Raw genomic sequence first — 13,754 nt, 5'->3', positions numbered from 1 at the left:
GCACATCGTGCAGGACCTTGCAAAGACCATTCAACGGCCGTCGAGTGATTCGCAAGGCTCGAACCCACGACCCGATCCTGAGGTGCGGACGCCAGCGATTTCCTGGCCTTAGTCCTCGTTCGTCAGGAGAACTGCGAAACGACGAGTCGATTCGAACGCGGAAAACGCGATGACCAGGCCGACGGTGATCGGCACCGCGAGGAAGGCACCCGCGATGCCCCAGATGGACGACCACACCGCCAGGCTGATCAGGATGACCAAGGGGCTCAGGTTCAGTGAGCCGCCCATCAGCCAAGGGTCGAGGAGATGGCCGACCACGAAGTTCACGATCGTGAGCGAGATGAACAGCACGATCGCCGCGTTCCACTGACCGAACTGCAGCGCGGCGAGCAGCGTCGGCACCGCGACCGAGATCCACGAGCCCGCATACGGGATGAAGTTCAGCAGGCCGATCAGCACCGCCCAAAGCTCCGCGAATTCGAGTCCGACGAGCCACATGCAGATCCAGCTCGCAATGCCAAGGATCGCGCCGAGCAGGGTCTTGATGGCGAGATAGACCCCGATCTTCGAGTTGGTCTCGTCGATTACCGACACGATCCGCGTCGAGCCGCCCACGAAGTTCACGAGCTTGCGGCGGTATTTCGCGTGCTCGATGAGAAAGAACGTCGCATAGAGCAGCACGACGATGATCGCCGCGAGCAGCGACGACACCGAGGACAGCGTGGCGGTCATGATCGCCTGCACGTTGACGGTCGCTAACAGATCGCGGCGGATCGCAGCCCAGTTCGCCTCCGTTTCGATGTGCAGCAGCGCGGCGAGCTTCGTCAGCAGAGTGAGCAGCGTCGCCTCGTACTTCGGCGCGACGGCCATCAGCCGGTCCCTGTCGGACAGCAGCAGGTCGACTGACAGGTATACCGTGAAGAACAACAGCGTAGCGGCGATCGCGTGGCGCACGCCGTCCCGCAGGCGTGCGCCAAGGTACGGAATGCGGCGCAGCAGGTTGGCGAGACCGATGACCACGTACGTCGCGATGATGCCGAACGCGATCGGCACGAGCACGGGGCGGCCGACATACAGTCCCCACCCGAGCAGTGTGGCGAGCACGGCCGCACATGTGCATTTCAGCAGACCCTGGTTCATGCGTTTCCTCGCGAGCAGCGCCGCCTGCCGGGGTTGTGGGCCGCCGCGTCAGTCGCAGCGGGACTTGTCGTCGGATAGCGTCGGATCGGTGGTGAGATGCTTGCGCCGTCCTCGCCATAGCAGGCTGACGACGAGCGCGACGACACCCGCGCCGATCACGATCGCCATCGCAGCCGGCAGGTGCGAGCGGACCCATGGCACGTTGCCGAAAAAATAACCGGGTCCCGCGAGTGTGCATATCCAGATCACCGCGCCGCCGGCCGCGAAGCGCACGAAGCGGCGAAACGGCATCTTCGTCGCGCCGGCTAGCGCGGGCGCGACCGCCCGGACGATTGCGATGAATGGAGAGTACAGCAGCAGCGCGGCGCCGTGACGTGCATAGAGCGCGCGCGTGCGCGCACTGACCTTGTCGATCCAGCCGCTGCGCTTCGGTTTCCATACCGTTGCGACGGCCAGGGCCAGCGCGTAGTTGAATACTGTTCCGGAAACCGCGGCCCCGACCAGCACCGGCGCGAGCCATAGAGGCTGCAGCACGCCGACGGCGGCGAGTGCGCCGGACAGGAACAGCAGCATGTCCGCCGGGAGAATGACGAGCGGCAGCACGCCGACACTGCAGAAGACGATCACCCCGATGATTGCGTAGGCCAACGGTCCATGCTGGACCAGCAGCGCTTCGAGGTCCTGTTCCAGTCGCAAGATGAATTGCATGAACGTCGCCATGTGTGCCGGCTACGTGTCCGTTGTTCGAGGGAGCAGTATAACGGCAAGCGTGCAGCGAACCAGCACGGGGCGCCCGGCGGCCGCAAGCGCCTTGCGCACCGACGTCGCGAGCAGCCAGCTACCGCTGCCTCTCCGACGGCGTTCTGGCAGTGGCGGTTTCAGGGTATCAAACCGCCTGCGGCAAGGCTCTGCTAGCGCGTATAACAGGCTCGGAAAAATGACGCGGCTTTGACCGCTGAAAATACCCAAAATGGAAGTTATCTGGTTAAATTCCCGGAAGCCAATCCAGTTCGTCCGCCGATATCGTCGATGCCCGCGCGCGGCAATCTACCCGCTGTCCCGGAAAGGAATCGTCAAGACATATGGAGAACTTCCTCGTCGAAATCAGTCCGGACAGATGGGCCTTTCTGCTGGATACGCTCACCGCGCTCTCGATTCGTCTGTTCGCCGCTGCGGCGATACTGGTGATCGGATGGTGGATCGCGCGCCGCACTTCGGTGTCGCTGCGCCGGCTCCTCGCGCGTCAAGCACGCATGGACGCCACGCTGCGACCGATCCTCTGCGACATCAGCCTGTGGGGCATTCGCATTGTCGCGATCGTCGGTGCGCTATCGCAGTTGGGCATCCAGACGGCCAGTATCATCGCCGTGCTTGGCGCCGCCGGTCTTGCGATCGGTCTCGCGCTGCAAGGCACGATGCAGAACATCGCGGCCGGCATCATGCTGCTGGTGTTGCGGCCGTTCAAGGTCGGCGACTTTATCGAGGGCGGAGCCGGCAGTGTCGCGGGCACGGTGGTCGAAGTCAATCTGTTCACGACGCGCCTCACCAAACCCGACGGCGTTTGCGAATACGTGCCGAACAGTGCGTTGTGGAGCAATTCGATCCGCAATTTCAGCCGTAATCCCATGCGCCGGCTCGATCTCGAAGTGGAGATCTCGATCGGTGACGATGTGGATCGCGCGCTGGAGGCCCTGCGCGCCCTCGCCGCGTCCGACCCGCGTGCGCTCCCCGATCCCGCGCCGCAGGTGATGGTCATCCGCTTCGACGACAGCACCGCGGTGCTGAATATCCGCGTCTGGTCGAACACGGACACGTTCTGGACCCTGCGCTGGGAACTCGCGCGCCAGGTGCGTCAAACACTGACCGACGCGCAGTTTTCGCTGCCGTTGCGCACCCGCGAATTGCGCATCGTGCCGAGCGCGGCAGCGACAACGGCCACCGACACAGCCGCCGCTCAGGCAGGGTCATCCGCAAGCGGAAAACCGGAGCAGGGGGTGTAACCCCGGTTCTTCGATCCCGCGGATCGAATATCAAAGCTCTCCAGAGGGGTTCGATGTTTTTTTAAATGGAGATAATTCCGGCGCCTCTTCGTGCTGGATCAGTCGCAGCAAAGGGCTGATGGCCTGGTTCAGCAGAGGCTGGCGGTGGCGCACCCAAATCTGCATCGGCTCCGGCAGACAGCCCATGCGTGCCTTGGGCGCAAGCGCCGTTCTGCCGAAAGAGACGCGCCGGCAACGGAACTCGATTGCCTGCGTCAATGACGCATGCAGAAGGCGCAGATAAAGCGGCACACCATTGCCGGCTGCTTCGCGATCGAAACCGATGTGCCAGACGATCGCCGTCCCCGCATCCTTGAGCGTGACAACGAAGCCATAAATCTGGCTACCCCTAACGGCGACGTGGAAAGCGACACATGCGCCGGCAGCTAGCGCTAATGCTGGCCAATATTCCTGGGTCAACATAAACGGGCGCAAGCTGGCATGGGCGTGGGTCTGCAGATAAAGCTCCTGCAAACGCGCGGCGACCGACGCCACTGTCTCGAGGCGTTCGATCCGGAATCCAGCCGCATCGAACGGCTTGTATATCTGGGACTTGACGGCATTGCGGTACTTGGAAGCAAGAGTGGCAAGATAGTCGTCGTGGGTGTCGATGCCTTCGCGTAGCGTCAGCACCATGTTGGGCTCGGTTTCGACGGCCGAATAGCTGAGTTCCCCGAGGCAGGAACTGGGTGCCCTGTCGGCCTCCAGAATGTCCTTGACCACAATCACGTTAGTCTGACCATCGAGCTTTTCGGATCGGCGGGTACGGTAGAGTGCCTCCGCCACTGCGGGCCACAGTTCCGCAGGCGTGCTGCCGGGCGCGAAACAAACGCCGTGCTGCCCGTAACTGAGCAGGTTGCCGCAGACAAGAATCCGCTCTCTGAGCGGCACTTTGAGCTTGGGCTTGCCTTGTTCGCCAAGGTGTTCGAGGCTCACCTGGACGATTTGCATGCAGACCGTGGCCAGCGGTCCGTCGTCATTCGAGATCAAGGCGTAGCGCGGCTCGAGATTGGCCGGACCCGCCACTTCGATCATTTGCAGGTATTCAGGCGAAAAATAAAAGCTTTGCCCGGCAGTTACGGTGCGCCAATCCCCGACGTTGAGCTGTCGCAGACGATGAGCAATGGCGATTCGAAAGCCACTCGCGCGACGCAGTTTCTTGCGCAGTTGCAGGCGGGCGTTCAGTGGCTTTGGAAGTAGTTTCATCGCGAACGGGCGAGGATGACCGGCAGACTCGATTGGATGCCACAACTTGCGTCCCTGCAATCCTATCCAGGGCGAAGCGTCATTTCCCGATCCTGGCCGAACCTGTCAAAGCCACGCTACCGGTTAAAGCTGACTATCTGAGTCGGTATCGTCTCCGGCATACCAAGCATTTGTGTCGCGACGGCAATTACGCGGCTTGCCGGCAGTTCGGTCAAACAATCGCTTGTGCTTTGCCTATGATCGTCGCACCCCTCCCGCCGGCAAGGAACGCACGCTTTCATTCCTTGCAGCAGGTATACATTGCCTTGCCGGTTTGAGCCGCGTCGAGCCCATGGCGTTGCAACCAATGGCCAGTCGCTTGGCCACGGCCCCCAGCGAACAGGGTCGGACGGACCGAACAGCGCGATTGTCGGCGTGCCGCATGCGGCGGCAATGTGCGTGACACTCGTGTCGGGACCGATGAAGAGTTTCGCACGCCGGATCACTTCCGCCGTTTCGCCGAGCGTCAGCATACCGACAAGATTCAAAACCTGTTCGCCGGCCGCCGCAACAATCTGTGCGGCGTACTCGCGCTCGGTTTGCTCCGGGCCTCCACTCAACACGACGGCAAAGCCTTGCGCGCGCAGCCAGCGAATCGTTGCCACCCAGTTACCGATTGTCCATTGTTTATACGTGAACATCGAATGCGGGTGCAGCACAACGAATGGTTGCCCCTGCCTCGCGGCGAGCAGCCCGTCGAACTGCGCTGCGAACCGGGCTCTGCGTTCCGGGTCGGAGCCGATGCCCGGCGGGACCACTTTGGCGCGCGGAGTCACGCCGACCAGTCGCGCCAATTCGAGCGTGCTCGATACGACGTGTGCATCAAGCTGCCTGTCAAGCGCGAAACGATGAAGCATGGCGCGGGCGAACCACTTTACATGCTCGGCGTCGACTAGCCCGATCCTCGTGCGGCCGGCAGCCCATGCATAAATCAGTGCGCGATCGGAGCTCACCGCCGCACAGCCAAGATCGTAACGCCGCCACATCCTTGCCGCGCTGACGAGTCGCGCGCGTAGCGGGGCACGCGGCGCCTCGACGATGACACGGCGCAGGTCCGGGTTGTGCTCGAGGGCCCCCTCCGTTCCTCGAAGTACGAGCACGTCGATGTCGGCCTCAGGCCATTGGGCCTTCAGCGACCGGACAAGCGGCGTCACCAGCAACACATCGCCTATGCGACGGGTGCAGACCACAAGAACCGTTCGTGGAGACCTCTCCGACATCGGCGGTCGCGTCGTTCCCATCTCACCGGTTTCACGCTTGCGCGCCTCGATCCACGCAAGCAGCGTGGCAACATTCAGACCAAAAAAAGCCGCGCTCATCACGAGCGTCAACGCGTCGATCGTCAATCCGAAGATGACCGTACCGCCGACCACAGCGAGTCCCTGGTACGACGCCGTCGCGATTTCGCGATCCGCGCTGAGTCTGTTCCGCCAGAATGGTGTGAAGGTCCCGACGTACAGAAGCAGTAGTGCAGCCACTCCGGCCGTTCCCGTCTGGGAAAGGGCGGAAAAAAACTCGCTATGTGCGCCCGCGTTGACGATCGCTCGGGGCGCTTCACCACGTTCCGCAAGTCCGTTTAGCGCCTCTTCCAGACGCCCGCGTCCCACGCCGAACGCCGGATTGCGCAGGTAGAGAAGCGCGGATGCGCGCCACAGTTCAAGGCGCAGGCCAAGCGAAGTATCGATCTCGCCTTGCTGCAACCTTCTGGCGTCGGACACGACGGCGTCGACCCGCTGGGCGACAATGCTGGTAGATGCCAGCGCCACGAAAAATGCCGCGATCGCACAGCCCAACGCAATGCGCGCCCGCCTGCTGTTCAGCCGGTGCAAGCCACCGACGGCTGTCCAAACGAATAGGGGGAGCGCTATCCAGCCGCCGCGCGAGCCCGACAGATACGACGCATAGCCACCGAGCAGAAATGCCATGACCCTGATCGCGGTCTCAGCTACGCGCATGCGGCCGCCCATCGTAACCGGCACAATCGACAGAAAACCAAGCAGCAATGCTGTATCGCCGAAAGGGATCGGGTTGGTAAATGAATTGCCGAGCCGACCGAGATGGATCGCGATTTCCGGATGAAAGCACGCGTAGATGGCCCATAAACCGGCGCTCAGCGCGCCCGCCACAAAACCCCATTGCACGAGGCGCAGTTGCCGCGACGGTAGCGATGCCAGATAGAAAAAAATCGGCACTGCGAGAACCAGCCGAAGGAATGGATCAAGCGATGGGAAGGTGCCGCTTCGAAAAACCGCAATCTGGAGCAGGATGACGGCCGGCATCGCGGCCAGGCCGAGGACGAACAGCCAATGCTCGCGAAACAGCGCTGCCGCGCGGCGCCGGTTGGCGGCTTTGCACAGGTGAGCCAGAGCGAGCACGAAAACAACGAAGAAACAGTAGCCCGTGCCCCCTCGTACCGAAAGCATGAGGGCCGGCGACAACACGACAGCCAGGATAGAGATAGTGTCTGGTAGTTGCTTGATGCGCATCGGATCCACTCCTGAGACTCGCGCCCATCATCCCTGCGTGGCCGCGCGAACAGGCCTGTCACGGAGCGGCCCGGGTTGTCGAACGACCCGCGACAACGTTGCGGTCGGATTGTTGCCCATTCTGCCTGTCATCTGCGGACATTGACAATTGTTCCGCGAATTCTTTTGCGCAGAGAGGCCCTAGCGGCGGGATCACGACCGCGCAACCGTCAAGACTGGCAATTCGCCACTCGAGTTCAGCGAAAAGTTGCCATACGTCAAGGCCCACTGCCCTGTCGGGTATGTCCCAGCGCCGATGTGCCGCCTGACATCAGTCCTTGGAGTCGAGCAGATGGCGATACACCAGCCCGCCGGCAGCGCCGCCAATCAACGGGACGAGCCAGAACAGCCACAGTTGCTGGATAGCCCAGCCGCCTTGAAACAGGGCAACCCCGGTACTGCGAGCGGGATTCACGGACGTGTTCGTGACCGGAATGCTGATCAGATGTATCAGCGTCAATGCAAGTCCGATAGCCAGCGGGCCAAAGCCGGCGGGTGCGCGCCTGTCGGTGGCGCCATGAATCACTATGAGAAAGAACGCGGTGAGCACGAACTCGGCGACGATTGCCGCTTGCAGCGAGTAGCCACCAGGCGAGTGTTCGCCATAGCCGTTCGAGGCAAAGCCTGCGCTCGCGTCAAAGCCCGGTTTTCCACTGGCAATGAAATACAGCACGGCACCTGCGGCGATGCCTCCAATAAACTGAGCAGCGATGTATGGCACGACATCCTTCGCTGGAACCCGTCCACCGGCATATAGCCCCAGCGTCACCGCAGGATTGAAGTGTCCACCGGAGATATGGCCGACAGCGTAGGCCATGGTCAGCACCGTCAGACCGAAGGCAAGCGCAACACCGACGAACCCGATACCAAGCGTCGGGAACGCTGCTGCCAACACGGCGCTCCCGCAACCCCCAAATACGAGCCAGAACGTGCCAAATAACTCGGCGGTAAGACGCTTTCGCATGTTCATCGGCTAGATCTCCCATCGAAGAAAGAAAAGACGCAGCGCGTCCGGGCGGAACCCAACGTGAAGGACGCGGCTCATGACCCTTGCATTGCCAGCGTAGTGCATGTGCTTGACGTCTGCATCGGGTTTGTACGAACCAGCCCCGGTTTCGTCTTTGCGAGGCGTCGTATTCGACCGACAACGGCACCCGCGGCGACATTACGTTTTTATTTCCGATCAATGCATTACGCATTGATTGGCGAGAGTTTCACGAATCCCGGTCGAGCCTCTATCCAAAGAGCGAACGGCGTTAATGTCATGCGAAACATAAATATTGAATAAATATAAACATATCGAAATAGAATAATTCTCACGCGGGTCCTTCGTCGCTACGCTGTGCTGGACATCTTCAGCGAGGGCCTATGACCGCTTCCGTTCCAACGTCTCTTTCCACGCGGCGACGCGTGCTGCGCGCACTCGCTGCCAGACCGTTCGCCGCAGCGCCTCGCGCCGATTTTGCGGCCAACGATGCAAGCGCCGCGCGCCACGATCCGAAGCTGATCGTGTCCGGGCTCGCCGCGCTTGGATGGCTCGGCGGCGCGGCGATCACGCAGTGGTGGCCCGCGCTCGACGACTGGCCGTACACGCGGGAACTGCTGCTCCTCAAGCTCGTGTTCGCACTGTTGTCGGCGGCCATCGGAGCGGCCGGCTGGCGCGCGCACGCATCGACGAACACAGGCAGCGCGAAGCGACTGCGCGTGCAGGCATGGCTTGACGCGACGCCGTGGCTGCTCGCGTTGGCCGTCGGACTGACGGCATGGGAAGTGGTCACCGCGCAGCTCGAATGGCTGCCGCGCCCATTCTTCGCACCGCCACAGGCGTTGCTCGCGGTGTTTGCGGACGATCTGCCGAGACTCGCGTCGAGTGTCGTGCATTCGTTCGTGCTGCTCGCGTATGGGTACGTGTGCGGCGCATTGACGGGCTTCGCGATCGGCGTCAGCATCGGCTGGTCCAAAGCGGTGGGCTACTGGCTCCATCCGATCCTGCGCCTCGTGGGTCCGCTGCCCGCGACCGCCTGGCTGCCGCTCGCATTCTTCTTTTTCCCCTCGAGCTTCAGCGCCAGCGTGTTTTTGATCGCGCTGGCGGCGGCCTTTCCGGTCGCGGTGCTCACGTGGTCGGGTGTGGCGAGCGTGAGCTCCGCTTACTACGACGTGGCCCGCACGCTAGGCGCCCGGCCGTCGTTCCTGATTCTGCGCGTCGCGATCCCCGCTGCATTGCCTTCGGTTTTCGTCGGTCTGTTCATGGGCCTGGGTGCGTCGTTCGCGGTGTTGATCGTCGCGGAGATGATGGGCGTGAAAGCGGGGCTCGGCTGGTACCTGCAATGGGCGCAAGGCTGGGCTGCCTATTCGAATATGTATGCCGCGCTGCTCGTGATGGCGCTGATGTGCTCAGGGCTCATCACGCTGCTGTTTCGCGTGCGCGACCGTCTGCTGGCATGGCAAAAAGGATTGCTGAAATGGTAGCCGCTTCGATTTCCCAATCGTTTTCCGAGTCGTTTTCGCAGGCGCCGGCCGCTCGCGAACCGCGGGGCACTCGCATCGACGTGCGCGACGTCAGCCATCAGTTCGCGTTGCGCGGTGAGACACTGCCCGTTCTCGACAAGATCAGCCTCACGGTCGAACCCGGTGAGTTCGTCGCCCTGCTCGGCGCAAGCGGCTGCGGTAAATCGACGTTGCTCAGGCTCGTTGCGGGTCTCGATTCGCCCGCGCGCGGCGAGATTCGCGCGGACGGCGAAGCGGTTGCCGGTCCCGATCCGTCGCGCGTCGTCGTGTTTCAGGACCCGACGCTGTTTCCGTGGCGCACGGTGCGCGACAACGTCGGTCTCGGCCCGCAAGCGCAACGCAAAACGCGTGGCGATGAGGCGAAGCGCGAGGTTGCCGAACGTATCGACGCCGCGCTGCAGATGGTCGGCCTGTCGGCTTTCGCGAATGCCTTTCCGCATCAACTGTCGGGCGGCATGGCGCAGCGCGCTGCTCTCGCCCGCGCGCTGGTCAATAACCCGCGCCTGCTGGTACTCGACGAACCGTTCGGCAAGCTCGATTCGCTGACGCGCATCCGCATGCAGGCCGAACTCGTGCGGCTCTGGCAGGCCGAAGGCTTCTCCGTGCTGCTCGTCACGCACGACGTCGAAGAGGCGCTGTACGTCGCCAACCGCGTGATCGTTCTGAGCGAACGGCCGGCGCACATCGTCGCCGAAGTTCGCAACGACGCGCCGTATCCGCGTCATCGCGACGATCCCGCGCTGGTGTCGTTGCGCCGCGATGTACTGGGGCTGCTGGGCCTCGAAACGTAGGCCGCGCGAAGACGCGGCCACGAACCATCTACTCAAGCACAGGAAAGCAACGCAATGAACCATAACAACGACAATCAACCATCTAATGCCGCGCGCCGCGTGTGGCTGCGCAATACCGCGTGGGCCGCTGGCGCAGCTGCGCTAGGCGGCGCGACGTTCGGGTTGCCGGGCGCGCGCGCATCGGCCGACGAAGCGCTGAAGCCGCTCAAACTCTCATGGAACGCGTCGGCGATCTGCACGGCGCCGGTGCCGGTCGCGGAGAAGCAGGGCTTTTTCCGCAAGCATGGCTTGCAGGTCGAGCTGGTCAACTTCGCGGGTTCGACGGACCAGCTGCTCGAAGCGATTGCGACCGGCAAATCGGATGCGGGCGTCGGCATGGCGCTGCGCTGGATCAAGCCGCTGGAGCAGGGCTTCGACGTCAAGCTGACGGCCGGTATTCACGGTGGTTGCATGCGGCTGCTTGCAACGAAGGCGTCGGGTATCGTCGATCTTCAAGGACTCAAGGGCCGCACGGTGGGTGTGAGCGACATGGCGAGCCCGGCGAAGAATTTTTTCGCGATCACGCTGAAGAAGATCGGCGTCGATCCCGACAACGACGTGCGCTGGCGCCAGTATCCGGCGCCGCTGCTCGGCGAGGCGCTCAAGAAGGGCGAGGTGCAGGCGATCGCCGACGGCGACCCGACCATCTGGACGCTGCGTGAGGGCGATCATTTGCAGGAGGTGTCGAACAACCTGTGCGGCGAGTACGCGAACCGCGTGTGCTGCGTGCTGGGCGTGCGCGGCTCACTGGTCCGCAAGGACCGTGCGACCGCTCAGGCGTTGACCCAGGCGTTGCTCGAAGCCACCGAGTGGACCGCTAACAATCCGGTCCAGGCGGCAGCGATCTTCGCGCCGAACGCACCGGGGGCCAACGTCGAGCAACTGACGGCGATGCTCAGGAGCCATACGGACCACCACCATCCGGTCGGCGATGCGTTCAGGAAGGAGATCGCGCTTTATGCGGACGATCTGAAATCGGTTGGCGTATTGAACAACGGCACGGATTCGGACCGCTTCGCGACGCGCGTATTTTCGGACGTGCTCGCCTGACTTGAGCAGCCCGCGCGTTGGCTTCAAGACGCGCCACCGCTGCACGCACTATACGCAATAGATCGCGGTCAGAGGCCAGCGTGTCTTCGTTTGCGGGTGTCGATGCGGCGGGCGCAATCAGAGCGCAGCAAACGCTGCGCGGCCAAGATTGCCCAGCACGGTGTCGTCTTGCGGGGTATGAATACGCGCGCATAGAACGTCGCGATAGTGACGCTCCAGCGGGTTATTGCGGCTCAGGCCCGGGTTGCTGCTCGCCTCCAGGGCGAGTCCAACGGCTTCGATCGCGTACTTGCTGACGAGGTACTTGATCGCCGGGGCCTCGGCCGCGCCGATCCGGCCTCCCGCGCCTGCATCGAGCAGGGTGTGGTTGTTGAACAGCAATGCGTCGATGCGGCCCGCTGTCTGCTGAAAACGTTCGAGACTGGAGAGCGGCGCGTCGAGTCCCGACGGCACGCGCTGCGCGGCCCATTGCACGAACCAGTCGCGCGCGGCACGCGCGACGCCGTCGTAGATCGCGGGGAGCAGCACGTTCATCCAGACGCTCGTCACGGGGTCCATGCCGCTCGCGTGCTGCGGCGCCTGCAAGTCGACAGCATGATCGAGCGGCACCCGCACGTTCTCGAAGATGACCTCATGACTGCCCGTCGCACGCATGCCGAGGTGATTCCAGGGTTCGCCGAAACGCACGCCCGGCGTATCGCGATGCACGAGCCATGTGCCTACGCGCGGCGATGCTTCGTCGGTACGTCCCCACACGGCCAGCCACGTGAGGCCTGGGCTACCGGTCGAATAGAGCTTGCGGCCGTTCAGCAGCCAGTGCTCGCCGTGCTGGCCGTCTTTGTGGTTATTTACTCGCCTGCCGAGCGTCGCGGGCAGACCGCCGCGCGAGGGCGAACCGAGTTCGGGCTCGACGCGCAGCGAATTGATCAGCGCGCCACGTTCGACGGCGTCGCGCGCAATGCGTTCTTTCAGTTCGACGGGCCAGTTTGGATTGGCTTGCAACCGCAAATGGTAGAGGCATTGCATCACGAGGATCAGCGCGGTCGACGGCTCGCCTCGCGCGACCGCGCGCACGACCTTCAGCGTTTGCGCGAGCGTCGCTTCGCGGCCGCCGAGTGCGCGCGGCACCGTCAGCGACAACAGGCCCGCGCGGCGCAGGCGCCCGAGGTTCTCGTGCGGGAAGCCGGGACCGGCGTCGAGCGCGGCCGCGCCATCCGCGAAGTCGCGCGTGAGCGCGTCGAGCCACGCGTCGGCGCGGGGACTGTCGAGGTCGGCGAGCGCGTCGAGCGCAACGGCGTCGCGCTCGACATCGGCCAGGGCGGGTTCGGGATGACGGCTGGTCATGAGCAAATCTCTTAGAAAAACAGGCTGAGATGCGCGAGCATCACTGTGCGGCGAACGGGAACTGGCGATCGAAACTCGGCGCGACGTCGAGATGCGTTTTGATGACGTCCGCGCGTTCGTAGAGGTTGGCCGTCTTTTGCTGTTCGGCGATCAGACCGTCGTCGATCGCGACCGGGTGCAGTTGCGCGCGTTGATAGACGGTCTTCAGCACCTCGGGCGGCAAGCCCGTGACTTTCGACTGCATCGCGGCCACTTCATCCGGATGCGCGAGCGCCCAGCGCTGGCCCGCAGCGACGCGCTTCAAAAAATCCGCGATTTGCGCCTGCTTCGCCTTGATCGAAGATTCGGTGGCGGCCTGGAAGCTCAAGCCGGAAGTCAGATTGACGCCGTTCGCGATGCTGCGGTCGTGATCGCGCTGCTCGGCAAGCGCCACATACGGGTCCCACGTGGACCATGCGTCGACGTTGCCCGACGCGAGCGCGGCCTTGGCGTCGGCGGGCTGCATGAAGCGCAGCGACACGTCCGACAGCTTGATCCCCGCGCGCTCCAGCGTCGCGATGGCCAGGTAGTGGCCGATCGAGCCGCGTGTAGTCGCGATGCGTTTGCCCTTCAGATCGGCAGCGGATTTGATCGGCGACGTTTCGGGCACGATGATCGCCAGGTCGAGCGGTGTCGAACGCGTCGCGGCCACCGCGCGGACTTTGGCGCCCGCCGCGTACGCGAAGATCAGCGGTGCGTCGCCGAGTCCGCCGACATCGATCGCGCCTGCATTGAGCGCTTCGCCGAGTGGTTGCGCGGCGGGGAAGTTGAACCATTCGATTTTGTAGGGGACGTCCTTCAGTTGCCCGGCGGCTTCCAGAATGCCGCGCGTCTGCAACTGCTGATCTCCGACCTTCAGCGTCGTATCGGCGAGAGCGGCATGCGCGAGGCTGGCGCACAGCGCCGCAAACGTGACGCGGGAGAGAAGGCGGCGCAGGAAACGGTCGGTGGAACGGTGCATGAGAGGCTCGAAGATGTATATCGGGAGGCAAAGCGCGCAAGCCAGGCGCTTGCGAAATCGGGAAGCGGAAAAC

The 13,754-nt window shown here is 63.3% G+C and carries 11 protein-coding genes and 1 pseudogene; 4 read left to right on the top strand and 8 right to left on the bottom strand.

All coding sequences use genetic code 11. The features are described 5' to 3' along the window. Window positions 1-108: 108 nt before the first annotated feature. Both LJ655_RS12475 and LJ655_RS12470 read right to left on the bottom strand, forming a co-directional pair. Window positions 109-1,140, bottom strand: a complete 1,032-nt coding sequence (locus LJ655_RS12475) for an AI-2E family transporter (RefSeq protein ID WP_230561557.1) — start codon at window positions 1,138-1,140, stop codon at window positions 109-111. A gap of 48 nt (window positions 1,141-1,188) precedes the next feature. After that, window positions 1,189-1,848 (bottom strand): DedA family protein, encoded by a 660-nt coding sequence (locus tag LJ655_RS12470; RefSeq protein ID WP_230561556.1) that lies wholly within the window; start codon window positions 1,846-1,848, stop codon window positions 1,189-1,191. Between the two features lie 374 nt (window positions 1,849-2,222). On the opposite strand from LJ655_RS12470, the gene LJ655_RS12465 reads away from it, so the two are divergent. Further along, on the top strand, window positions 2,223-3,140 hold the full coding sequence (locus LJ655_RS12465) for a mechanosensitive ion channel family protein (protein ID WP_230561555.1): 918 nt from the start codon (window positions 2,223-2,225) through the stop codon (window positions 3,138-3,140). Window positions 3,141-3,170: 30 nt separating this feature from the next. Here LJ655_RS12465 and LJ655_RS12460 read toward each other — a convergent pair whose 3' ends face one another. From LJ655_RS12460 to aqpZ, 4 genes and pseudogenes are all read right to left on the bottom strand, one after another. Then, a complete protein-coding gene (locus LJ655_RS12460; protein ID WP_230561554.1) occupies window positions 3,171-4,385 on the bottom strand; it encodes a GNAT family N-acetyltransferase in 1,215 nt (404 codons plus the stop codon). 116 nt (window positions 4,386-4,501) lie between these two features. After that, a complete protein-coding gene (locus tag LJ655_RS12455) occupies window positions 4,502-5,665 on the bottom strand; it encodes a glycosyltransferase family 9 protein (protein ID WP_425605806.1) in 1,164 nt (387 codons plus the stop codon). A 237-nt stretch (window positions 5,666-5,902) separates the two neighbouring features. Further along, a pseudogene (locus LJ655_RS12450) lies at window positions 5,903-6,349 on the bottom strand (O-antigen ligase family protein); the annotation flags it as partial. Window positions 6,350-7,220: 871 nt separating this feature from the next. Beyond that, window positions 7,221-7,919 carry an aquaporin Z gene (gene aqpZ / locus LJ655_RS12445; protein WP_230561553.1) on the bottom strand — a complete coding sequence of 233 codons (699 nt, stop codon included), beginning with the start codon at window positions 7,917-7,919 and terminating at the stop codon, window positions 7,221-7,223. 398 nt (window positions 7,920-8,317) lie between these two features. Here aqpZ and LJ655_RS12440 point away from each other — a divergent pair, with 398 nt between their 5' ends. The 3 genes from LJ655_RS12440 to LJ655_RS12430 are packed head-to-tail and all read left to right on the top strand — an operon-like array spanning window position 8,318 to window position 11,337. Then, on the top strand, window positions 8,318-9,418 hold the full coding sequence (locus tag LJ655_RS12440) for an ABC transporter permease (protein ID WP_230561552.1): 1,101 nt from the start codon (window positions 8,318-8,320) through the stop codon (window positions 9,416-9,418). Next, complete coding sequence (locus LJ655_RS12435; protein WP_230561551.1) at window positions 9,412-10,248, top strand: ABC transporter ATP-binding protein; 837 nt, start codon at window positions 9,412-9,414, stop codon at window positions 10,246-10,248. Before LJ655_RS12440 ends, LJ655_RS12435 begins: the two co-directional genes overlap by 7 nt. Window positions 10,249-10,302: 54 nt before the next feature. Beyond that, a complete protein-coding gene (locus tag LJ655_RS12430; RefSeq protein ID WP_230561550.1) occupies window positions 10,303-11,337 on the top strand; it encodes an ABC transporter substrate-binding protein in 1,035 nt (344 codons plus the stop codon). A gap of 117 nt (window positions 11,338-11,454) precedes the next feature. Here the strand turns inward: LJ655_RS12430 and LJ655_RS12425 are convergent, their stop codons facing one another. Further along, complete coding sequence (locus LJ655_RS12425) at window positions 11,455-12,681, bottom strand: acyl-CoA dehydrogenase family protein (protein WP_230561549.1); 1,227 nt, start codon at window positions 12,679-12,681, stop codon at window positions 11,455-11,457. Window positions 12,682-12,721: 40 nt separating this feature from the next. Then, window positions 12,722-13,681: an ABC transporter substrate-binding protein gene (locus LJ655_RS12420; RefSeq protein ID WP_230561548.1), complete on the bottom strand. Its 960-nt coding sequence runs from the start codon at window positions 13,679-13,681 to the stop codon at window positions 12,722-12,724. Window positions 13,682-13,754: the final 73 nt, after the last annotated feature.

The sequence above is a fragment of the Paraburkholderia translucens genome, assembly GCF_020881035.1.
GTDB lineage: Bacteria > Pseudomonadota > Gammaproteobacteria > Burkholderiales > Burkholderiaceae > Paraburkholderia > Paraburkholderia translucens.
The sequence above is the reverse complement of the archived record's forward strand: the minus strand, read 5'-3'. Positions and strand labels throughout refer to the sequence as shown.

What these genes read in the sequence shown, in the direction of transcription:
- LJ655_RS12425 (WP_230561549.1), bottom strand. Translation starts at nt 12,681, where the DNA reads ATGACCAGCCGTCATCCCGAACCCGCCCTGGCCGATGTCGAGCGCGAC.
- LJ655_RS12430 (WP_230561550.1), top strand. Translation starts at nt 10,303, where the DNA reads ATGAACCATAACAACGACAATCAACCATCTAATGCCGCGCGCCGCGTG.
- LJ655_RS12460 (WP_230561554.1), bottom strand. Translation starts at nt 4,385, where the DNA reads ATGAAACTACTTCCAAAGCCACTGAACGCCCGCCTGCAACTGCGCAAG.
- aqpZ (WP_230561553.1), bottom strand. Translation starts at nt 7,919, where the DNA reads ATGAACATGCGAAAGCGTCTTACCGCCGAGTTATTTGGCACGTTCTGG.
- LJ655_RS12440 (WP_230561552.1), top strand. Translation starts at nt 8,318, where the DNA reads ATGACCGCTTCCGTTCCAACGTCTCTTTCCACGCGGCGACGCGTGCTG.
- LJ655_RS12475 (WP_230561557.1), bottom strand. Translation starts at nt 1,140, where the DNA reads ATGAACCAGGGTCTGCTGAAATGCACATGTGCGGCCGTGCTCGCCACA.
- LJ655_RS12435 (WP_230561551.1), top strand. Translation starts at nt 9,412, where the DNA reads ATGGTAGCCGCTTCGATTTCCCAATCGTTTTCCGAGTCGTTTTCGCAG.
- LJ655_RS12455 (WP_425605806.1), bottom strand. Translation starts at nt 5,665, where the DNA reads ATGGGAACGACGCGACCGCCGATGTCGGAGAGGTCTCCACGAACGGTT.
- LJ655_RS12420 (WP_230561548.1), bottom strand. Translation starts at nt 13,681, where the DNA reads ATGCACCGTTCCACCGACCGTTTCCTGCGCCGCCTTCTCTCCCGCGTC.
- LJ655_RS12465 (WP_230561555.1), top strand. Translation starts at nt 2,223, where the DNA reads ATGGAGAACTTCCTCGTCGAAATCAGTCCGGACAGATGGGCCTTTCTG.
- LJ655_RS12470 (WP_230561556.1), bottom strand. Translation starts at nt 1,848, where the DNA reads ATGCAATTCATCTTGCGACTGGAACAGGACCTCGAAGCGCTGCTGGTC.